19 protein-coding genes are annotated in these 21357 nt (G+C 68.5%); 10 read left to right on the top strand and 9 right to left on the bottom strand.

The window, feature by feature from the left end:
• The first annotated feature begins 2 nt into the window (after positions 1 to 2).
• The 6 genes from murJ to trxA all read left to right on the top strand — a co-directional run bounded on the left by murJ (position 3) and on the right by trxA (position 7263).
• On the top strand, positions 3 to 2222 hold the full coding sequence (gene murJ, locus AOK23_RS23560) for a murein biosynthesis integral membrane protein MurJ (RefSeq protein ID WP_055714658.1): 2220 nt from the start codon (positions 3 to 5) through the stop codon (positions 2220 to 2222).
• 118 nt (positions 2223 to 2340) lie between these two features.
• Complete coding sequence (locus AOK23_RS23555) at positions 2341 to 4065, top strand: protein kinase family protein (RefSeq protein ID WP_055714657.1); 1725 nt, start codon at positions 2341 to 2343, stop codon at positions 4063 to 4065.
• Between the two features lie 24 nt (positions 4066 to 4089).
• Entirely contained in the window at positions 4090 to 4803 is a 714-nt protein-coding gene (sigM, locus tag AOK23_RS23550) for an RNA polymerase sigma factor SigM (protein WP_055714656.1), read from the top strand.
• Positions 4800 to 5741, top strand: coding sequence for an anti-sigma factor family protein (locus tag AOK23_RS23545; protein ID WP_055714655.1), 942 nt, complete (start codon positions 4800 to 4802; stop codon positions 5739 to 5741). The genes sigM and AOK23_RS23545 overlap by 4 nt, the downstream gene beginning before the upstream one ends.
• Before the next feature lie 176 nt (positions 5742 to 5917).
• On the top strand, positions 5918 to 6889 hold the full coding sequence (gene trxB / locus AOK23_RS23540) for a thioredoxin-disulfide reductase (RefSeq protein WP_055714654.1): 972 nt from the start codon (positions 5918 to 5920) through the stop codon (positions 6887 to 6889).
• A 41-nt stretch (positions 6890 to 6930) separates the two neighbouring features.
• Positions 6931 to 7263, top strand: coding sequence for a thioredoxin (gene trxA, locus AOK23_RS23535; protein WP_055537149.1), 333 nt, complete (start codon positions 6931 to 6933; stop codon positions 7261 to 7263).
• Positions 7264 to 7382: 119 nt separating this feature from the next.
• Here the strand turns inward: trxA and AOK23_RS23530 are convergent, their stop codons facing one another.
• From AOK23_RS23530 to rpmH, 9 genes are all read right to left on the bottom strand, one after another.
• Positions 7383 to 8000, bottom strand: coding sequence for a GNAT family N-acetyltransferase (locus AOK23_RS23530; protein ID WP_055714653.1), 618 nt, complete (start codon positions 7998 to 8000; stop codon positions 7383 to 7385).
• 327 nt (positions 8001 to 8327) lie between these two features.
• A complete protein-coding gene (locus tag AOK23_RS23525; RefSeq protein ID WP_055714652.1) occupies positions 8328 to 9428 on the bottom strand; it encodes a ParB/RepB/Spo0J family partition protein in 1101 nt (366 codons plus the stop codon).
• Positions 9425 to 10498, bottom strand: coding sequence for a ParA family protein (locus AOK23_RS23520; protein ID WP_079049649.1), 1074 nt, complete (start codon positions 10496 to 10498; stop codon positions 9425 to 9427). Before AOK23_RS23520 ends, AOK23_RS23525 begins: the two co-directional genes overlap by 4 nt.
• A gap of 317 nt (positions 10499 to 10815) precedes the next feature.
• Positions 10816 to 11532 carry a 16S rRNA (guanine(527)-N(7))-methyltransferase RsmG gene (gene rsmG / locus AOK23_RS23515; protein ID WP_055537145.1) on the bottom strand — a complete coding sequence of 239 codons (717 nt, stop codon included), beginning with the start codon at positions 11530 to 11532 and terminating at the stop codon, positions 10816 to 10818.
• Between the two features lie 115 nt (positions 11533 to 11647).
• Positions 11648 to 12160 (bottom strand): Jag family protein, encoded by a 513-nt coding sequence (locus AOK23_RS23510; protein WP_055514481.1) that lies wholly within the window; start codon positions 12158 to 12160, stop codon positions 11648 to 11650.
• Between the two features lie 15 nt (positions 12161 to 12175).
• The gene (gene yidC, locus AOK23_RS23505; protein WP_055714651.1) at positions 12176 to 13453 is read right to left on the bottom strand and encodes a membrane protein insertase YidC; all 1278 of its coding nucleotides are present in this window, start codon (positions 13451 to 13453) and stop codon (positions 12176 to 12178) included.
• Positions 13454 to 13456: 3 nt separating this feature from the next.
• Complete coding sequence (gene yidD / locus AOK23_RS23500) at positions 13457 to 13810, bottom strand: membrane protein insertion efficiency factor YidD (protein WP_055714650.1); 354 nt, start codon at positions 13808 to 13810, stop codon at positions 13457 to 13459.
• Complete coding sequence (gene rnpA, locus AOK23_RS45410) at positions 13807 to 14178, bottom strand: ribonuclease P protein component (RefSeq protein ID WP_079049646.1); 372 nt, start codon at positions 14176 to 14178, stop codon at positions 13807 to 13809. The genes yidD and rnpA overlap by 4 nt, the downstream gene beginning before the upstream one ends.
• A gap of 21 nt (positions 14179 to 14199) precedes the next feature.
• Positions 14200 to 14337, bottom strand: a complete 138-nt coding sequence (gene rpmH / locus AOK23_RS45405) for a 50S ribosomal protein L34 (RefSeq protein WP_015659252.1) — start codon at positions 14335 to 14337, stop codon at positions 14200 to 14202.
• A gap of 418 nt (positions 14338 to 14755) precedes the next feature.
• Between rpmH and dnaA the strand changes: the two genes are divergently transcribed.
• The 4 genes from dnaA (at position 14756) to recF (ending at position 21252) form a co-directional block, all read left to right on the top strand.
• Complete coding sequence (gene dnaA / locus AOK23_RS23490) at positions 14756 to 16756, top strand: chromosomal replication initiator protein DnaA (RefSeq protein WP_055714649.1); 2001 nt, start codon at positions 14756 to 14758, stop codon at positions 16754 to 16756.
• Between the two features lie 1043 nt (positions 16757 to 17799).
• Positions 17800 to 18930, top strand: a complete 1131-nt coding sequence (dnaN, locus tag AOK23_RS23485; protein ID WP_055514473.1) for a DNA polymerase III subunit beta — start codon at positions 17800 to 17802, stop codon at positions 18928 to 18930.
• A gap of 213 nt (positions 18931 to 19143) precedes the next feature.
• Positions 19144 to 20019, top strand: coding sequence for a phosphogluconate dehydrogenase (NAD(+)-dependent, decarboxylating) (gene gnd / locus AOK23_RS23480; protein WP_055714648.1), 876 nt, complete (start codon positions 19144 to 19146; stop codon positions 20017 to 20019).
• Positions 20020 to 20127: 108 nt separating this feature from the next.
• Positions 20128 to 21252 carry a DNA replication/repair protein RecF gene (gene recF, locus AOK23_RS23475; RefSeq protein WP_055714647.1) on the top strand — a complete coding sequence of 375 codons (1125 nt, stop codon included), beginning with the start codon at positions 20128 to 20130 and terminating at the stop codon, positions 21250 to 21252.
• Positions 21253 to 21357: the final 105 nt, after the last annotated feature.

Below are 21357 nucleotides of genomic sequence, written 5' to 3'. Positions count from 1 at the left end.
CCATGAACGCGCCGTACGACGGTGACCGCGGCCCGGGCGCGGCCGACTCGGGCTACCCCGACGGCTCGCTGCCCGGTTCGGCCCAGGTGCCGCCGCAGCCTCCTGCGGACATGTACCTCCAGGACGCCTACGACCAGGACCCCTACCGCGCGCGGGATCTGTCCGCCCAGGACCCGGTGGCCGAGGCGCTCTACGACCGCGCCGCGCACCCTCCGCCTCCGGGTGCCCACCAGCCGCAGCAGCCGCTCTACGGGCAGCCGGCGCCGTCGCAGTACGCCCCCGACCCGCGAGTGTGGGCCCAGACCCCCGCGCCCGAGCCAGACGGTCCTTCGCGGCATCTGCCGTACGGCGACAACGCCCGTACGACCCAGTTCGTCGGAGTGGACGACCTGGTCACGCAGGCCGGCGAGGAGCGCCACGAACCCGACGCCTTCGCCCACCTCTTCCGGGACCAGCAGCAGAGCGGCAGCGGCCCGGTGGGGCAGCCCTCCGTGCCCGGCCCGACCCCCGCTCCGGCCCCCGGTCCGGGCCGTCCGCAACACGAGGAGCCCGCCGCACAGGCCCCCGCGGCGGCGCCGGCCCCGAAGAAGGGCGGGCGGGCCTCGGGTCTGCTGAAGTCGAGCGCCGTGATGGCGGCGGGCACCATGGTCTCGCGCCTCACCGGCTTCATCCGCTCGGCGATGATCGTCTCGGCGCTGGGCCTCGCCCTGCTGGGCGACGCCTTCCAGGTGGCCTACCAGCTGCCGACCATGATCTACATCCTGACCGTCGGCGGCGGCTTGAACTCCGTCTTCGTGCCGCAGCTCGTGCGTGCGATGAAGGACGACGACGATGGCGGCGAGGCGTACGCCAACCGCCTGCTGACCCTCGTCATGGTGGTTCTCGGCGTTCTCACGGCGCTCGCGATGTTCGCGGCCCCGCTCCTGGTGCGGGCGCTGTCCGTGGGAGTCGCCAACAACCCCGCGGCCAACGAGACCGCCGTGACGTTCACCCGCTACTTCCTGCCGTCCATCTTCTTCATGGGCATCCACGTGGTGATGGGGCAGATCCTCAACGCCCGCGGGCGGTTCGGCGCGATGATGTGGACGCCGGTCCTCAACAACATCGTCATCATCGTCACCCTCGGCGCGTTCCTGTGGGTCTACGGCAGCGCGGCCGACTCCCGGATGACAGTCGGCAACATCCCGCCGGAGGGCGTGCGCCTGCTAGGTGTGGGCATCCTGCTCGGCCTCGTCGTGCAGGCCCTGGCGATGATTCCCTACCTGCGGGAGACCGGGTTCCGGCTCCGGCTCCGCTTCGACTGGAAGGGCCACGGCCTCGGCAAGGCCGCGATGCTCGCCAAGTGGACGATCCTCTTCGTCCTCGCCAACCAGGCGGGCGCCCTGGTGGTCACCCAGCTGGCCACCTCCGCGGGCATCGGCTCCGACGTCAAGGGCACCGGCTTCGCGTCCTACGCCAACGCCCAGCTGATCTGGGGTCTGCCACAGGCCATCATCACCGTGTCCCTCATGGCGGCCCTCCTCCCGCGCATCTCGCGGTCGGCGGCCGAGGACGACGCGGGAGCCGTCCGCGACGACATCTCGCAGGGCCTGCGCACGACTGCGGTCGCCATCGTGCCGATCGCCTTCGGGTTCCTCGCGCTGGGCATCCCCATGTGCACCCTGATCTTCGGTTCTTCCGGCACCGTCGAGGCCACCAACATGGGCTTCATGCTGATGGCTTTCGGCCTCGGCCTGATCCCCTACTCCGTGCAGTACGTCGTCCTGCGCGCCTTCTACGCGTACGAGGACACGCGGACGCCGTTCTACAACACGGTCATCGTGGCCGCCGTCAACGCCGGGGCCTCCGCGATCTGCTTCTTCGTGATCCCGGCCCGCTGGGCGGTGGTCGGTATGGCGGCCTCGTACGGTCTCGCCTACATGATCGGTGTGGGCGTCGCCTGGCGTCGCCTGAAGCAGCGGCTGGGCGGTGACCTGGACGGCTCCAGGGTGATGCGGACGTACGCACGGCTGTCCATCGCGTCGCTGCCCGCGGCGCTGGTCAGCGGCGCGGCCTGCTACGGGATCAGCCGGAGTCTGGGACAGGGCGTGGGCGGCTCGATGCTCGCCCTCGTCGGGGGAGGAATCGTTCTGCTCGGTGTCTTCTACGTCGCCGCGCGGCGCATGCGCATCGAAGAGCTCAACTCGATGGTCGGTATGGTCCGGGGACGACTGGGGCGCTGAGACGGGGTTAGGCGCACAACCATCGTCCGTCGTCGCGTGTCGCTCATAGCGGCGGACTGTGGGCACAATTGGCTTTGGCGCCGCAGAGCGCGCAACGGATGGGGAGGCAGGAACGACGGTGGCGGAACGGAGCACGGCTGCCGTCGACGTGGCAGACAACAGCGGCGACGAGCCGCTGACCGCGCAGGCGGACCAGTCCACGGCCGACGGGGAGGCCCAGAACCGGGAGCGGGACACGGACAGCTCGGCGAGCGAAGAGGCACAGGGAAGCGGCGGCACCGAGAGCCCTTCCAGGACGACACCGCCCGAACTGCACAGCGGTCACAAGCTCGCCAGGCGCTACCGCCTCGAAGAGTGCGTCACCCGTCTGGACGGTTTCAGCAGTTGGCGTGCCGTGGACGAAAAACTGCGGCGTGCGGTCGGAGTTCATGTCCTGCCCGCCGACCACACACGCGCCCGTGCCGTGCTGGCGGCGGCGCGTTCCTCGGCGCTGCTGGGTGACCCCCGCTTCGTCCAGGTACTGGACGCCGTGGAGGAGAACGACCTCGTGTACGTGGTGCACGAGTGGCTTCCCGACGCCACGGAACTGACGACGCTTCTCGCTTCCGGCCCGCTGGAACCGCATGACGCGTACCAGATGGTCACGCAGGTCTCGCACGCCATGGCCGCCGCGCACCGCGAGGGCCTGTCCCACCTCCGGCTCAACCCGAGCGCTGTTCTGCGCTCCGCCGCCGGGCAGTGGCGCATCCGCGGCCTCGCGGTGAATGCGGCGCTGCGCGGCATCAGCTCCGACACCCCGCAGCGCACGGACACGGAGGCGATCGGCGCGCTGCTCTACGCGTCGCTCACCCAGCGCTGGCCGTACGAGAACGACGCGCACGGCCTCTCCGGGCTCCCCAAGGGCGTCGGGCTGATCGCTCCCGACCAGGTACGGGCAGGTGTCCACCGTGGTCTGTCGGAGCTCTCCATGCGCGCGCTCGCCAACGACGGCGCCACCGCCTCGCGGCACGAGTCTCCGTGCACGACGCCGGAGGAGCTGGTGAAGGCGATCGGTGAGATGCCTCGCATCCGCCCGCCGGAGTCGGCGTTCACCGCCCCGCCCGACTATCAGCGCACGACGTACCAGCAGGGCACGTACGGCCGTCCGTCGCCCCATCCGGGCGCCACGCAGCCCATTCCGACCCCTCCGCCGCCGCTGCAGAGCCGTACCGGCAAGGCCCTCAAGTGGGCGGTGTCGGCGCTGCTGATCGCCGCGCTCGGTCTGGGCAGCTGGCAGTTGGCGGACGCCTTGATGGAGCGCGGTGACCGGTCCAACGACACGGACACGGGCCAGACGACGGACAACGACAAGGGCGACAACACGGCCAAGCCGCTCCGGAAGCTCGGCATCAGCGGTGCTGTGGAGTACTACCCGGACGGGAAGCCGCAGCACGCCGACGACGTGGATCTGACCTACGACAAGAGCGGTTCCACGTACTGGCGGACCTACTCCTTCAACGACGGCCCCACCTTGGCGCCCTACAAGCAGGGTGTCGGCATCGTCTACGACCTGGGCTCCGCCCAGGAGGTGTCGGCCGCGTCAATAGGGCTGTACTACACCGGGGACCACACATCGGCCACGCTCTACGCGGCCGACTCCCTCTCGTCGTCCGCCCCTCTCGGTTCGATGACGAAGATCGCCTCGAGCACGACCAGCGGCACCAACCTGAAGATCTCCGCCAAGAAGCCGGTGAAGACCCGGTACGTTCTGATCTGGCTCACCGCCGTGCCCAAGTCGGCGCCCGACCAGTTCAGTGGCGCCGGCTACAAACAGGCGATCACCGACGTGAAGTTCATGGGCTGAGAGTTCTTCGAGGAAGGGGGTCCGATGGCGCCAGTCGCTGACCACAGCGGGACGAGCGATCAGGACCTCCTGGCCCAGCATGTCGGGGGTGACCCCGATGCCTTCGCGGAGCTCGTACGGCGCCACCGGGACCGGCTGTGGGCGGTGGCGCTGCGGACCCTGGGAGACCGTGAGGAGGCCGCTGACGCCGTCCAGGACGCGCTGGTTTCCGCCTATCGGGCCGCGCATACCTTCCGGGGCCAGTCGGCCGTCACGACCTGGCTGCACCGCATCACGGTGAACGCCTGCCTGGACCGCGCCCGGAAGGCCGCCTCGCGCAAGACCTCCCCGGTCGACGACACCGAGCGGCTGGAGCAGCTCCTCGAACCGCAGGAGTCGGCATCCGCTCCCGCCGAGCGCAACGACGTCCACCGCGAGCTCCTGGAAGCCCTGGGCACACTGCCGCAGGACCAGCGGGCGGCCCTCGTCCTGGTGGACATGCAGGGCTATCCCGTGGCGGAGGCCGCACGGATCCTCGATGTCCCGACCGGAACGGTGAAAAGCCGCTGTGCCCGTGGCAGAGCCCGACTTCTGCCGCTGGTCACCCATCTCCGCGGCGACGGTGGAGGGGACGGCGGCGAAAAGGCCGGGCGCGGAAGGAACCGGACGCAGGGGACATCCGTCCCACCCGCAGCAGGACCACATGATGCAGGGCCAAGCGATTCAGCTGCTGTGAAGGGCGGAGGTGGGCGAGCGTGACATCCACGACCGACACAGCCGGACACCCGGACGTCGAGGAGATCTCCGACCTCACCGAAGGTCTTCTGCCGCCGTCCCGTACCGAGGACGTCCGACAGCACCTGGACGAATGCTCCCTCTGCTCCGATGTGTATGCCTCGCTGGAGGAGATCCGCGGCATGCTGGGCACCCTGCCGGGCCCTCCGCGCATGCCCGACGACGTGGCGGGACGGATCGATGCGGCTCTGGCTGCCGAAGCCCTGCTGAGCGCCACCAGGCCCGATCCGGAGATCGAAGAGACCTCGGAAGCGTCCGACTCCTCTGGCACGACTGGTACGACGTCGCGGGCGGACGATGGTGTTCATGTTTCACGTGAAACATCGACGGCGGCCGATCGTCCCGCCGGTCATGGCCGGGGGCCCACGGGCCCGGGCCGCTCCACACCCAAGCGACGCACTCGCCGCGTCAGGATCCTCGCCGCGGCCTTCGCGACCGCCGCTCTGGGGCTCGGTGTACTGCTCGTCCAGTCGATGAACGACAGCGGCTCCGGGGAGAACCCTCCGAGTGCTCAGAGCCCGGCCTCCGACGTGTTCTCCGGCGTCAAGCTGCAGAAGCGGGTGGACGATCTTCTCGGCGGCCAAACGACGAAGGATGCACCGGGCCGGGATTCGGTCGGCGCCAATACGGCACCCGACGATCCGGAACGCTTCGACTCGAACCCCACCACGAAGCTCACGAAGGACGTGCCTCCTTGTATCGCCAAGGGCATCGGCGACGTGACCGGGGCCATCGCTTCAGAACCCGGGACCTATCAGGGGGCGGACGCCTATCTCGTCCTGTTGCCCGTCCCGGAGGACGCTTCGCACGTCACGGCCTACGTCGTCGACGCCTCCTGCGTGGGCAAGGCCTCGGCACCCGCCGGAGAGGTTCTGCTGAAGCAGACCTTCTCCCGCCCCTGAGGACGGCGCGCCGCGCCACCCCTGGCATCCCTGGCATCCCTGTGCGGTGTCACGTCTCCGTGTGCCCGGACACACCGGGAATGCACGCCCCTTAGGATCCGTTGGGTGGGGTGAGAGTTCCGAGAGCAGCTCCCACCGGCAGTACGCAGCACTCCCCAGAGACGAGGAATCAAGCCGTGAGCGACGTCCGTAACGTGATCATCATCGGCTCCGGGCCCGCCGGCTACACGGCAGCGCTCTACACCGCGCGCGCGTCGCTGAAGCCGCTGGTGTTCGAGGGGGCCGTCACCGCAGGCGGCGCGCTCATGAACACCACCGACGTGGAGAACTTCCCCGGCTTCCGGGACGGCATCATGGGTCCCGACCTCATGGACAACATGAGGGCCCAGGCCGAGCGCTTCGGTGCCGAGCTCGTTCCGGACGACGTCGTCGCCGTCGACCTGACCGGCGAGATCAAGACGGTGACGGACACCGCGGGCACCGTGCACCACGCCAAGGCCGTCATCGTCACGACGGGCTCGCAGCACCGCAAGCTCGGGCTGCCCAACGAGGATGCCCTCTCCGGGCGTGGCGTCTCCTGGTGTGCCACCTGTGACGGGTTCTTCTTCAAGGACCAGGACATCGCTGTGATCGGTGGCGGTGACACCGCCATGGAGGAGGCCACCTTCCTCTCCCGCTTCGCGAAGTCCGTGACCGTCGTCCACCGCCGGGACACGCTGCGCGCCTCCAAGGCGATGCAGGAGCGTGCGTTCGCCGACCCGAAGATCTCCTTCATCTGGGACAGCGAGGTCGCGGAGATCCAGGGCGACCAGAAGCTCGCCGCACTGAAGCTGCGCAACCTCAAGACCGGCGAGACGTCCGACCTGCCGGTGACGGGCCTGTTCATCGCGATCGGCCACGACCCGCGCACGGAACTTTTCAAGGGTCAGCTCGACCTGGACGACGAGGGCTACCTGAAGGTCGCCTCCCCGTCGACCCGGACGAACCTGACCGGTGTCTTCGGCGCCGGCGATGTCGTCGACCACACCTACCGCCAGGCGATCACCGCGGCCGGCACCGGCTGCTCCGCCGCCCTCGACGCCGAGCGCTTCCTCGCCGCCCTCGCGGACGGCGAGCAGACTGCCGAGCCCGAGAAGACCACCGTCTGACCCCCGTCCGCCCCACCGCACCAACCAGTTAGGAGCCCGCCGTGGCCGGCACCCTGAAGAACGTGACCGACGACTCCTTCGAGCAGGACGTCCTGAAGAACGACAAGCCCGTCCTGGTGGACTTCTGGGCCGCGTGGTGCGGCCCGTGCCGCCAGATCGCGCCGTCCCTCGAAGCCATCGCCCAGGAGTACGGCGACAAGATCGAGATCGTCAAGCTCAACATCGACGAGAACCCGGCCACGGCAGCCAAGTACGGCGTCATGTCCATCCCGACCCTGAACGTCTACCAGGGCGGCGAGGTCGCCAAGACCATCGTCGGTGCCAAGCCGAAGGCTGCGATCGTGCGTGACCTCGAGGACTTCATCGCCCAGTAGGTAGCACCGCCGCAAGGTGGCACCGCCGTCGCTCGGTGACGATGTTTCACGTGAAACATGAAGGGGTCGATCCCATCGGGGTCGGCCCCTTCGCTTGCATACGCTCCAGTCGGTCGCTCTCAGAGCGGCCGCAGAGCGGGCTCCTTCTGGACCGCTCCCAGAAGCCGGTCGAGCGCCAACTCGACGTCCTCCTTCCAGGAGAGCGTCGTCCGGAGCTCCAACCGCAGCCGAGGGTAAGCCGGATGAGGACGGACCGTCTTGAAGCCCACAGCGGTCAGATGGTCGGCGGGCAGCACACAGGCCGGTTCCTTCCAGCGTGCGTCACCGAAGGCCTCGATCGCCTTGAAGCCCCGTCTCAGGAGGTCCTTGGCCACCGTCTGCACCATCACCCGACCGAGCCCCTGCCCGTGAAAGCCGGGCACGATGTAGGCGGTCATCAGCTGAACCGCGTCCGGGGAGACCGGGCTTGTCGGGAACGCCGTCGAGCGTGGCACATAGGCCGGTGGTGCGTAGAGCACGAACCCCGCAGGGACGTCGTCCACATAGACGACTCGCCCACAGGACCCCCAGTCCAGAAGAACGGCGGAGATCCAGGCTTCCTTCTCCAGTGCGGGAGTACCGGCCTTTAGCGCTGCCTCACCGCTGACGGGGTCCAACTCCCAGAAGACGCACGAGCGGCAGCGCTTGGGAAGGTCCTGAAGGTTGTCCAGCGTGAGCGGTACGAGCCGACGCCCCATGAAGGCTGTTCCTCGCTTCCTACGCCCGCAGCGTCGCGAGCGGCTGTCAGAGCGCTTCGCTCCCTGAGCAGGCTGCCGACGAATCCGCCGATTGCACCCAGCCCCAGGCCGGCGGTCAGCAGACCGGAACGGCTCACGGTTCGCATTGCCCCCGCCTCCCATAAAGGTGCCACAAGGTGGATGATGCGCCCTACCCCACCGCATCGTATCGACGATGTGATTGCCTAGACACTGCCTGCAAGCAAAGAGCGGGCAGTGTCCGGTATACATCGGACACTGCCCGCTTATGCGGTCGACCAGCCGAAAGGCGTCCTACCGATCGACAGCTCAGGCTTCGCTCTCGTCGCTGTCGTCGTCCAGCAGGCTCCGCTGAAGGACGGGTCCTTCGCCGGGGGCGAGCGACGACAGGATGCGCTCCAGATCTTCCATCGAGGCGAACTCGACGGTGATCTTTCCCTTCTTCTGGCCCAGGTCGACCTTCACCCGGGTCTCGAAGCGGTCCGAGAGCCGGGTCGCCAGATCGCTCAGCGCGGGGGAGACACGCGCGCCGGCGCGAGGGCCCTTGGACCGTGAGGTCGTCTTGGGCCGCGAGCCCATGAGCGTGACGATCTCCTCGACCGCTCGCACCGAAAGCCCCTCGGCCACGATCCGGTGAGCCAGCTTGTCCTGCTCCTCCGAGTCCTCGACCGAGAGCAGTGCCCGCGCGTGCCCGGCGGAGAGCACACCGGCGGCCACCCGACGCTGCACCGCGGGCGAAAGCTTCAGCAGGCGCAGGGTGTTGGAGACCTGAGGACGGGACCGGCCGATGCGGTCCGCCAGCTGGTCGTGCGTGCAGTTGAAGTCCCTGAGCAGCTGGTCGTAGGCGGCGGCCTCTTCCAGCGGGTTCAGCTGAGCCCGGTGAAGGTTCTCCAGGAGGGCGTCCAGAAGAAGCTTCTCGTCGTCCGTGGCCCGTACGATCGCCGGGATCGCCTCCAGGCCGGCCTCACGGCAGGCGCGCCAGCGCCGCTCACCCATGATGAGCTCGTAGCGGGCCGGTCCCAGTTGTCGCACGACGACGGGCTGGAGAAGGCCGACTTCCTTGATGGAGGTGACCAGCTCCTGGAGGAGGTCCTCGTCGAACACCTCACGGGGCTGCCGGGGGTTCGGCGTGATGGAGTCGAGGGGCAGTTCCGCGAAGTGGGCGCCGATAGGGGCTGCGGGCACCTCGACGCCGCCGTTCGAAGGCAGCTCCTCCGTTTCACGTGAAACATTGGGCAGCGTGGCCACCCTCGCGGCCGCCACCCCACGTTCCTGGGCGAGGACCGGTACCGCTGCCGGGGAAGGGGATGCGGGTCCACCGATGGCCGGCGGTGCCGCCTTCTCCCCAGTCGGGGCTGCTGGGATCAGTGCGCCGAGGCCACGGCCCAACCCCCTCCGTCGCTCGCTCACTGGATCCCCTCCACCATGCTCGGGTTGTTCTGTGCGCCGATGTGGGCGTGCGTCGGGTCATAGCCCACGCCGACGCCCTTCAGCGCGATTTCTCGTGCCGCCTCAAGGTAGGAGAGGGCACCGCTCGATCCTGGATCGTAAGTCAGCACGGTCTGCCCGTAGCTGGGGGCCTCGGAGATACGGACAGAGCGCGGAATGCTTGTCCGCAGCACCTCGTCGCCGAAGTGGTTGCGCACCTCGTCGGCGACCTGGGACGCAAGACGCGTCCGGCCGTCGTACATGGTGAGCAGGATGGTCGACACATGGAGGGCTGGGTTGAGGTGCCCCCGCACCAGGTCGACGTTGCGGAGCAGCTGGCCGAGGCCCTCCAGTGCGTAGTACTCGCACTGGATCGGGATGAGGACTTCCTGTCCAGCGACCAATGCGTTGACCGTCAGCAAGCCGAGCGAGGGAGGGCAGTCGATCAGGATGTAGTCCAGCGGCTGCTCATACGCCTGAATCGCTCGCTGGAGCCGGCTCTCACGGGCCACCAGGGACACCAGCTCGATCTCCGCACCGGCGAGATCAATCGTGGCGGGAGCGCAGAAGAGTCCCTCGACATCGGGAACGGGCTGGACGATCTCCGCCAGAGGCTTGCTCTCGACCAGTACGTCGTAGATGGATGGCACCTCGGCGTGGTGGTCGATCCCCAGCGCGGTGGAGGCATTGCCCTGGGGGTCCAGGTCGATCACCAGGACACGGGCGCCATGCAGAGCCAGCGAGGCGGCGAGGTTGACCGTGGTCGTGGTCTTGCCCACGCCGCCCTTCTGGTTGGCGACCACCATGACCCGAGTCTGCTCAGGCCGGGGCAGCCCCTCCCCGGCGCGGCCCAGAGCCTCTACCGCCAGTTGAGCAGCACGACCGATGGGAGTGTCGTCCATCGGGGGCGGTGTTTCACGTGAAACATCCTCCCCCATCGATTCGGTACGGGGACCGGGGACCGGATCGGTCATCGGTCCCGCGATGTTGGCGTCGGACCGCAAGGATTCACTCTCCTCGACTTCAGGCTCGCAATGAACAGAGCCTCCCATGTCTTCGGGGTCGTGAACCAGTGAGGCCTGGGGTTCTGTGGAGAAATCCACCTCTGTGGAAATCTCCCTCGCCTCTCCGAGTGACCCGAGAGGCTTCCGGTCGCGCGGTTCGGCCGCAGCGCGGCCCCGGCCGATGATGCCGTGTAGCAGTGAGCGACGTTTCACGTGAAACACGATGCATAGCCGCTCAGGCCACCACCGCGCGACACTCCGACATACGTAGGTTGGGGGGCTTGTGTGGAGTATGCCTCGTCGTCAGGACGGGTCAGCCGGCGTGTCGAGCAACAAGGCCAGTAGCCGCTCGCCGAGCATCGCCGTCAACGACGTCGGCGGGCCCGTCCCGTCCGGGCCGCCTTCGCTCGCTTCGCTGCGAAGCGGACACCGCCCGGGCTCTCGCCTACCTCGACACGGACGACCGTGGAGAGCGGATCCACGACGCCCTCACCGACATGGTGGATGGAGGTCTCCACCGCGCCGAGCTTGCTCAGTGCCGTGGCCGCGCTCTTCAACTCCTCCTCGGCGGTGTCGCCCTTGAGCGCCAGCATCTCTCCGTACGGACGCAGGAGCGGAATACCCCAGGTGGCCAAGCGGTCCAGGGGAGCCACGGCCCGTGCCGTCACCACGTGGACCGGCTGAAGCGTGCCGAGGACTTCTTCGGCACGGCCTCGGAGCACCGTGACATGGTCGAGGCCCAGCAGCTCCACGACCTCCGTCAGGAAGTTGGTGCGTCGCAGCAGCGGTTCCAGCAGCGTGATCTTCAGGTCGTCCCGCACGAGCGCCAGCGGGATGCCGGGCAGACCGGCGCCGGAGCCGACATCGCAGACCGTCACGCCCTCGGGGACGACCTCGGAGAGCACCGCGCAGTTCAGCAGGTGCCTCTCCCACAGCCGAGGTACTTCCCGCGGGCCGATGAGCCCCCGCTGCACTCCCGCTTCCGCCAGCAGTTCGGCGTACCGGACCGCGTCCGCGTAGCGATCACCGAATACGTCGCGCGCCTGCTCGGGCGCAGGGGGAAGCTCCGCTGCCTCCGTCACGGGGACCGTCCTTCCGTACCGCAAGAGCGCACTGTGCGCTGACACCAGAACAACAGGCTGACAAAGTTCGGCCCCGCCTGCGGGCAGACGGGGCCGGAGAAACGTACGTACCGAATCAGGCAGGCAGCACGACGACGAAGCGCTGGGGCTCCTCGCCCTCGGACTCGCTGCGCAGGCCCGCGGTCTTGACCGCGTCGTGCACAACCTTGCGCTCGAAGGGCGTCATCGGCTTCAGCTTGACCGGCTCACCGGTGCTCTTCGCCTCGGCCGCGGCCTTGGCACCCAGCTCGGAGAGCTCGGCACGCTTCTTGGCCCGGTAGCCGGCGATGTCGAGCATCAGGCGGCTGCGGTCACCGGTCTCGCGGTGCACGGCCAGGCGCGTGAGCTCCTGGAGTGCTTCGAGCACCTCGCCTTCCCGGCCGACAAGCTTCTGCAGGTCGCGGCTGCCGCTGTCGCTGATGATCGAGACAGAGGCACGGTCGGCCTCGACGTCCATGTCGATGTCGCCGTCGAGATCGGCGATGTCCAGCAGACCTTCCAGGTAGTCCGCCGCGATCTCACCCTCCTGCTCCAGGCGGGTGAGGGTGTCTCCACCCTCGGAGGCGGCGGAGGTGGTGCCTTCCGTCACGGGATGGGCTCCTTCTTACTTCTTGGACGGGGACTTGGGGCGCTGCTGGCCCTTGCGCTGACCGGACTGGGCCTTGCTGCGGCCGCTGCTGCCGGGCTTGGGCGCCGCCTGCTTGGCTGCGGCCGCCGGCTTGGCGTCCTCGGGCTCATCGGACTTGCTGAGCGAGGTGGGCGCGCTCTGCTGCTCGGCGTCGTCGGCGGTCTTCGTGGCACCGGCCTGACGCTGGGCCTTGGTCTGGCGCTTGGGCTGCTGACGCTTGGCGGAAGTCGGCGTACCGTCCTCGGCGGTGGCCACGGCCGAGGCCTCGCCCTTGATCACGGTTCCGTCGGTCTGGGCCGCGAGGCCCTCCTTGTTCAGACCGTTGATGAACTTCCGCTCGTACTCGTTGCGGTCACGGCCCTTGACGACGATCGCCTTGACGATGGCGCGCTCACGCCGGTTGCGGGTCTTGCCGTGGCGCGTGACGTGCTTGAGGAGGCGCTCCAGGTACGCGGCCTGGGCCTTGGAACCCGGGGTCGGGTTGTTGTGGATGACGTACATCTGCTGGCCCATGGTCCACACGTTGGTGGTCAGCCAGTAGACGAGGACACCGACGGGGAAGTTGATGCCGAAGACGGCGAACATGATCGGGAAGATGTACATCAGCATCTTCTGCTGCTGCATGAACGGCGTCTTCACCGTGGTGTCGACGTTCTTCGTCATCAGCTGACGCTGCGTGTAGAACTGCGACAGCGACATCAGGACGATCATGATCGCGGTCACGATGCGGACCGTGGTGATGGAAGCGTCGAGCGCCGACGCCTCGGCCGCGCTGTCCGTGAAGGTCGCGGCCAGCGGGGCACCGAAGATGTGCGCCTTCTGCGCGCTCTCGAGCAGGCTCTCGTTGATGACACCGATGGTGTCGTTGTTCGCGATGCTGTTGAGCACGTGGTACAGGGCGAAGAAGAACGGGGACTGCGCCAGGATGGGAAGGCACGAGGAGAGCGGGTTGGTGCCCGTCTCCTTGTACAGCTTCATCATCTCTTCGGACTGACGCTGCTTGTCGTTCTTGTAGCGCTCCTGGATCTTCTTCATCTCGGGCTGGAGCGTCTGCATGGCCCGAGTCGCCTTGATCTGCTTCACGAAGAGCGGGATCAGGCAGATCCGGATCAGGATCACCAGGGACACGATGGACAGGCCCCAGGCCCACCCGGTGTCATCGCCGAAGAGGGCGCCGTACACCTTGTGGAACTGGACGATGACCCAGGAGACGGGTGTCGTGATGAAGCTGAAGAGACTGGCAATCGTGTCCACTAATCATGCTCCTTGGGCATGGGACGGGCTCTCGGCGGCCGGGCCCGAAGGGGTGCGCCCCTCGGTGGCCGGTTCGGCGGCGGAGGACCCGCCCTTGCGTGCGCGCCACGCACCACGCACCATCTCGTGCCACCGCGGACGCTTGCGCGGCGGGACATGGTCCACACCGCCGAGCGACCAGGGGTTGCACCGCAGGATGCGCCAGGCCGTGAGGGCCGTGCCCTTGATCGCACCGTGGCGGTCGATGGCCGTATAGCCGTAGTGGGAGCACGACGGGTAGTACTTGCACACCGGCCCGAGCAGCGGACTGATCGTCCACTGGTACAGCTTGATCAGCGCCAGCAGCGGGTACTTCATCGTGCGCCCCCTCCCAGCAGCCGTCGTATGGCGGCATCCAGGTCTTGGGCCAGTTGTACGTGGTCGGCGTCGCCCGCACCGGGCAGCGCTCGTACGACTACCAGGCTACCGGGGGGAAACTGGGCGACTCGATCGCGCATGAGATGGCGAAGCCTGCGCTTCACCTTGTTACGGACGACCGAACCGCCGACGGCCTTGCTCACGACGAAACCCGCACGCGTCGGGGGAGCGCTCTCCCCAGGCGCGTGCGGGTCCATGGAACCGCTACGTAGGTGAACGACGAGGAGCGGGCGTCCGGCCCGACGCCCTCGTCGTACCGCGGTCGCGAAGTCCTCGCGCCGCCTCAGCCGGTTCTCGGTGGGCAGCACGACGGCATGACCTGACCGGGATCAGGCGGACAGGCTCGCGCGACCCTTGGCACGACGGTTCGCGAGAATCGCGCGACCGGCACGGGTACGCATCCGCAGACGGAAGCCGTGGGTCTTCGCGCGACGACGGTTGTTCGGCTGGAAGGTGCGCTTGCTCACTCGGGGGCTCCAGAATAAATCGGTAGTTGCGGGGTGCCGTCCTGGCTGTCACCGTGCGCCCACGAGTAGCTCGTATTAACGCCCGAGTGCACCGCTTTCCGATCACCTGACGCGATCTGTGCCCATCGGAGGCAGGCGGCAGCAGCCATCGACAACTCGACCTGGTTACGGTACGCGCGGCTGCGCCATCCGGTCAAACCAGAGGTCACGGAGGGACACTATCCACAGGCTGGGGACAACAACTTGAACCGTACCGGCCGCCGTGACTACCGTGACGGAACTCCGATTCGTTCCCATTCCTCGGCTGCTGGGTGACCGACCGACCCACCAGACCTGGTCCCGAGCGCACCACCCGAGTTCCATCCCGACCCCCGTCCCAGAACCACACGTTCGTGGGACCTGTGAGAGAGCGTGCCCTGTGGCTGACGTACCTGCCGATCTTGCCGCAGTGTGGCCACGAGTACTGGAACAACTTCTGGGTGAGGGCCGAGGCCAGGGGGTCGAGGTCAAGGACGAGCGCTGGATCAGACGCTGCCAGCCGCTCGCGCTGGTCGCGGACACCGCTCTGCTCGCCGTTCCGAACGAGTTCGCGAAGGGCGTACTCGAGGGCCGGCTCGCGCCGATCGTCAGCGAGACCCTGAGCCGGGAGTGCGGCCGCCCGATCCGGATCGCGATCACGGTGGACAGCTCCGTCGGCGAGACGCCGGCGCCGCCGGTCCAGTCACGCTTCGAGGAGCCCGAGCTCCCCTCGGGCCCGGGGCAGAGCCGTGACTCCTACGACGGCAGGGACACGTACGACAGCGGGCGGGACGCGCGCGGCCCGTACGACAGCCAGAGCTCCTACGACCATCAGAACTCGTACGACAGCCAGGGGCGCGACCCCTACGAGAGCTACGGCCGCCATCGCGCCGACGACCGGGGCACCGGCGGTGCGGGCGACCAGCTGCCGCCGCCGCGCGCGGACCAGTTGCCCACCGGCCGCGGTGACCAGCTCCCGACCGCGCGCCCCGCGTACCCGTCGGAGTACCAGCGTCCCGAGCCGGGCGCCTGGCCCCGGCCGTCGCAGGACGACTACGGCTGGCAGCAGCAGCGGCTCGGTTTCCCTGAGCGGGACCCGTACGCGTCGCCGTCGTCGGACTACCGTCCGCAGTCGATGGAGCGGCCGCCCTACGACCAGCGCCCGGAGTACGACTCGCCGCGCGCCGACTACGACAAGCCCCGCACCGACTACGACCGGCCGGGCGGCGACTACGACCAGCGGCCGGACCGGCGTGAGCTTCCCGAGCCGCCGCCGGGGGGTCCCGGTGCGCACCGGGGCGGTCCGGCCGGCGGTGCGCCCGGCCCGCTGGCCGCGCAACCGGCGCCCGCGACCGGTCCGGGCGAGCCCACGGCCCGCCTGAACCCCAAGTACCTCTTCGACACGTTCGTCATCGGTGCCTCGAACCGCTTCGCGCACGCCGCCGCGGTGGCCGTCGCCGAGGCGCCGGCGAAGGCGTACAACCCCCTCTTCATCTACGGGGAGTCCGGCCTCGGCAAGACGCACCTGCTGCACGCGATCGGGCACTACGCGCGCAGCCTCTACCCGGGCACGCGGGTGCGGTACGTGAGCTCGGAGGAGTTCACCAACGAGTTCATCAACTCCATCCGCGACGGCAAGGGCGACAGCTTCCGCAAGCGCTACCGCGAGATGGACATCCTGCTCGTCGACGACATCCAGTTCCTGGCGGACAAGGAGTCGACGCAGGAGGAGTTCTTCCACACGTTCAACACGCTCCACAACGCGAACAAGCAGATCGTGCTGTCCAGCGACCGGCCGCCGAAGCAGTTGGTCACGCTGGAGGACCGGCTGCGGAACCGCTTCGAGTGGGGGCTGATCACCGATGTCCAGCCGCCCGAGCTGGAGACGCGTATCGCGATCCTCCGCAAGAAGGCGGTGCAGGAGCAGCTCAACGCCCCGCCGGAGGTGCTGGAGTTCATCGCCTCGCGGATCTCGCGCAACATCCGCGAGCTGGAGGGCGCGCTGATCCGGGTGACGGCGTTCGCGTCGCTCAACCGGCAGCCGGTGGACCTCGGGCTGACGGAGATCGTCCTCAAGGATCTGATCCCCGGCGGGGAGAACGCGTCCCCCGAGATCACCGCGACGGCGATCATGGCGGCGACGGCCGACTACTTCGGGCTCACGGTCGAGGACCTGTGCGGCACCTCACGCGGCCGTGCCCTGGTGACCGCCCGGCAGATCGCCATGTATCTGTGCCGTGAGCTGACCGATCTGTCGCTGCCGAAGATCGGCGCGCAGTTCGGCAACCGGGACCACACGACCGTGATGCACGCCGACCGCAAGATCCGCGCGCTGATGGCCGAGCGGCGCTCCATCTACAACCAGGTCACCGAGCTGACGAACCGCATCAAGAACGGCTGAGGCCCAGGCCCTACCACCCGCCGAGGCGCCCCGGGACGAGTTCCCGAGGGCGCCTTCGGCGTTCCCGAGGCCGTTTTCGTCGTCTCCAGGAGCCTGGTTCGGCATTCCCAGCACCCTGGTTCGTCGCTCCCATGAGCCTGTCAGGCGCTTCCCCGGGCGCTTCCGCGAGGCTCCCGCCCCTTTCCGAGGCACTTCCGCGAGGCCCCCCGAGCCTCCGCAGGGGCTCCGCAGCGGGCGCCCCGCGTCATCGAGTCGTCAGCCGGTGTTCGAATACCTGCCGCGTTACGGCCGTCCTCCACAGATTCGGGGACTTTCTCCCGTCCACACCCTGGGGACCGGGAAGTTATGCAGATCATGTCCACAGGGCGGCCTGGTGAGGGATCATCAGGCCAGGTCAACAGCCTGTGGATTGGTGGACGAACGATCTCCACAGACTGTGGACGAAGCGAAGATCCACAGACTGTGGACAGAGTTGTCCACCGGCAACCCACAGCCTGCGGCCGGTTGTCCCCAGCGATCCCCAGCTTCTCCACATGCCTGTCCACTGTTCGGCAAGGAAACCGGCCTTCTCACCGCGTCGAGTGAAAGGCGTCACATGAAGTTGCCTGGTTGGGCTGTGGGAAAGACGGGTAAACCTGGGGACGCGGTTGGGGAGAAGTGCCGTCCGGCTGTGCACGGTGTGTGCAGAACTTTCTGTTCTCCACAGACAGGCCTAGTTGTCCACCGCCTCCACCCACAGGCCCGGTGGACAAAATCTGCTGCCTGAGCTGCGCAAACGCGGTTATCCACGGTTTCCACAGGCCCTACTACTACTCCCAACTAGAGAGAGCTGGGAATTCGTTTCGAAGGGGGCCCTGTGCACAACTCGCTCTCGGCTGCCCGACCGCGCCTCGTCACGACTTGACCCCGGAAGGCTCCGAGTGTCAGTGGCGTGCGTCAGACTGTTCCCCGGTGTCCTTCCCCTCACAGGAACCAGCGACACCGCGACAGACGACGAAGCCAGGCAGGCCGAGAAGCGCCGGCAACAGCAGGAGGCGGCAACAGTGAAGATCCGGGTGGAACGCGACGTACTCGCGGAGGCCGTGGCCTGGGCGGCGCGCAGCCTCCCGGCCCGTCCGCCGGCGCCTGTCCTCGCCGGCCTCCTTCTGAAGGCCGAGGAAGGCCAGCTGAGCCTGTCCAGCTTCGACTACGAGGTCTCCGCGCGGGTCTCCGTGGAGGCGGAGGTCGAGGAGGAGGGCACCGTCCTCGTCTCGGGCCGTCTCCTCGCGGACATCTGCCGCGCCCTCCCCAACCGCCCGGTGGAGATTTCCACAGACGGTGTACGGGCGACGGTGGTCTGCGGCTCCTCGCGGTTCACCCTCCACACACTGCCTGTGGAGGAATACCCGTCCCTGCCGCAGATGCCGAACGCCACGGGCACCGTCCCCGGCGAGGTCTTCGCCTCCGCCGCCGCCCAGGTGGCCATCGCCGCCGGGCGTGACGACACGCTGCCCGTCCTCACCGGTGTGCGCATCGAGATCGAGGGCGACACGGTCACCCTGGCCTCCACCGACCGCTACCGCTTCGCGGTCCGCGAGTTCCTGTGGAAGCCGGAGAACCCGGACGCCTCCGCGGTCGCCTTGGTGCCCGCCAAGACGCTCCTGGACACCGCCAAGGCGCTCACGAGCGGCGACAGCGTCATCCTGGCGCTCTCCGGCTCGGGCTCCGGCGAGGGCCTGATCGGTTTCGAGGGCGCCGGACGCCGGACGACCACCCGTCTCCTCGAGGGCGACCTGCCGAAGTACCGCACGCTGTTCCCGACCGAGTTCAACAGCGTGGCCGTGATCGAGACCGCCCCCTTCGTGGAGGCCGTCAAGCGTGTGGCCCTGGTCGCCGAGCGGAACACCCCGGTGCGGCTCAGCTTCGAGCAGGGCGTGCTGACCCTGGAGGCCGGCTCCAGCGACGACGCACAGGCTGTGGAAAGGGTCGACGCCCAGCTGGAGGGCGACGACATCTCGATCGCCTTCAACCCGACGTTCCTGCTGGACGGCCTGAGCGCCATCGACTCCCCGGTCGCCCAGCTGTCCTTCACGACGTCCACCAAGCCCGCGTTGCTCAGCGGCAAGCCGGCGGTGGACGCGGAGGCGGACGAGGCCTACAAGTACCTGATCATGCCGGTGCGGCTCAGCGGCTGACCCGTCGGGCGACCGCTGTCGCCGCCGTCGGGCGGCCGGAGGCCGTCCACAGCGCTGCGGGGCCCGGTGGATCACCGGGCCCTCGGTGTGAAAGCGCAGGTCGAGGCGTACCTATGAGCGGGTATGCCCACAGATGTGCGTGAGCGTCCGGGTTTAGGCTCGTGCATGGGTACGCAGTGCCCTCATGCCACGTCGCAACCTAAGGAACAACTGATGGAGCTCGGTCTCGTCGGCCTCGGCAAGATGGGCGGCAACATGCGCGAGCGGATACGCCGCGCGGGCCACACCGTCATCGGATACGACCGGAACCCGGATCTCGCCGATGTCCACAGCCTCGAAGAGCTTGTGGGCAAGCTCAAGGGCCCCCGCGTCGTGTGGGTGATGGTCCCGGCCGGGGCCGCCACCCAGTCGACCATCGACGAGCTGGCCGAGCTGCTGGAGCCCGGTGACGTCGTCGTGGACGGCGGGAACTCGCGCTGGACGGACGACGAGAAGCACGCCGAGGAGCTGGCGGCCAAGGGCATCGGCTTCGTCGACTGCGGTGTCTCCGGCGGCGTCTGGGGCCTGGAGAACGGCTACGCGCTGATGTACGGCGGCGACGCGGAGAACGTGGCCAAGGTCCAGCCGATCTTCGACGCGCTGAAGCCCGAGGGCGACTGCGGCGCCGTGCACGCCGGCAAGGTCGGCGCCGGGCACTTCGCGAAGATGGTCCACAACGGCATCGAGTACGCGATGATGCAGGCGTACGCCGAGGGCTGGGAACTGCTGGAGAAGGTCGACTCCGTCACGGACGTCCGTGAGGTCTTCCGCTCCTGGCAGGAGGGCACGGTCATCCGCTCCTGGCTGCTCGACCTGGCCGTGAACGCCCTCGACGAGGACGAGCACCTGGACGGCCTCCGCGGGTACGCGCAGGACTCGGGCGAGGGCCGCTGGACCGTGGAGGCCGCCATCGACCACGCCGTGCCGCTGCCCGCGATCACGGCCTCCCTCTTCGCGCGGTTCGCGTCGCGCCAGGAGGACTCCCCGCAGATGAAGATGATCGCGGCGCTGCGAAACCAGTTCGGCGGCCACGCGGTCGAGAAGAAGTAACCCGCGCCCCACGGCCCGCAGAGGGCACGAACACCACTACGGTCGACGAGAAGTCATCCACAGGACCGCACCGCGGTCCACAACCCTGGGGGAGGTCGGCACCCGACCATGCACGTCACGCATCTGTCGCTGGCCGACTTCCGCTCGTACGCCCGGGTCGAGGTCCCGCTCGACTCGGGCGTCACCGCGTTCGTCGGCCCCAACGGGCAGGGCAAGACGAACCTGGTCGAGGCCGTCGGCTACCTGGCGACCCTCGGCAGCCACCGCGTCTCCTCCGACGCGCCCCTGGTCCGCATGGGCGCCGACCGTGCGGTCATCCGGGCCCAGGTGCGGCAGGGCGAGCGGCAGCAGTTGGTCGAGCTGGAGCTGAACCCCGGCAAGGCCAACCGCGCCCGTATCAACCGGTCGTCGCAGGTCAGGCCGCGTGACGTGCTCGGCATCGTACGGACCGTGCTGTTCGCGCCGGAGGACCTCGCCCTGGTGAAGGGCGACCCCGGTGAGCGGCGGCGCTTCCTCGACGAGCTGATCACCGCACGGGCGCCACGCATGGCGGGTGTGCGCTCCGACTACGAGCGGGTCCTCAAGCAGCGCAATACTCTCCTGAAGACGGCCGCCCTGGCCCGCCGGCACGGCGGCCGCAGCATGGACCTGTCCACGCTCGACGTCTGGGACCAGCACCTCGCGCACGTGGGCGCCGAACTGCTCGCCCAGCGCCAGGACCTGGTCGCCGCGATCCAGCCGCTGGCCGACAAGGCGTACGAGCAGCTGGCCCCCGGCGGCGGACCCATCGGTCTGGAATACAAGCCCTCCTCTCCGGGGATCGTCGGCCATGCGCGCGAGGAGCTGTACGAGCAGCTGACGGCCGCCCTTCTCGAGGTTCGCAAGCAGGAGATCGAACGCGGCGTCACGCTCGTCGGTCCCCATCGGGACGATCTGGTTCTCAAACTCGGTCAGCTGCCCGCCAAGGGATACGCCTCCCATGGGGAGTCCTGGTCCTACGCCCTGGCGCTGCGCCTCGCCTCCTACGACCTGCTGCGGGCCGAGGGCAACGAACCGGTGCTGATCCTCGACGACGTCTTCGCCGAGCTGGACGCCCGACGGCGGGAGCGGCTGGCCGAGCTGGTCGCCCCGGGCGAGCAGGTCCTGGTGACCGCCGCGGTCGACGACGATGTGCCGGGCGTACTGACGGGGACGCGGTTCGTCGTGTCCGACGGGACGGTGGAGCGCGTATGAGCGGATCCGAGGGGAGCCCGAAGACTCCCGAACCGTCCGGTGTGGACCTCGCGCGCGTGCGGCCTCCTTGGCGGCGCGCAGCGCCACGCGCGCGAGGTCCACACC

The organism is Streptomyces torulosus (assembly GCF_001419765.1).
Lineage (GTDB): Bacteria > Actinomycetota > Actinomycetes > Streptomycetales > Streptomycetaceae > Streptomyces > Streptomyces torulosus.
This window is presented reverse-complemented; position numbering and strand designations above follow the sequence as displayed.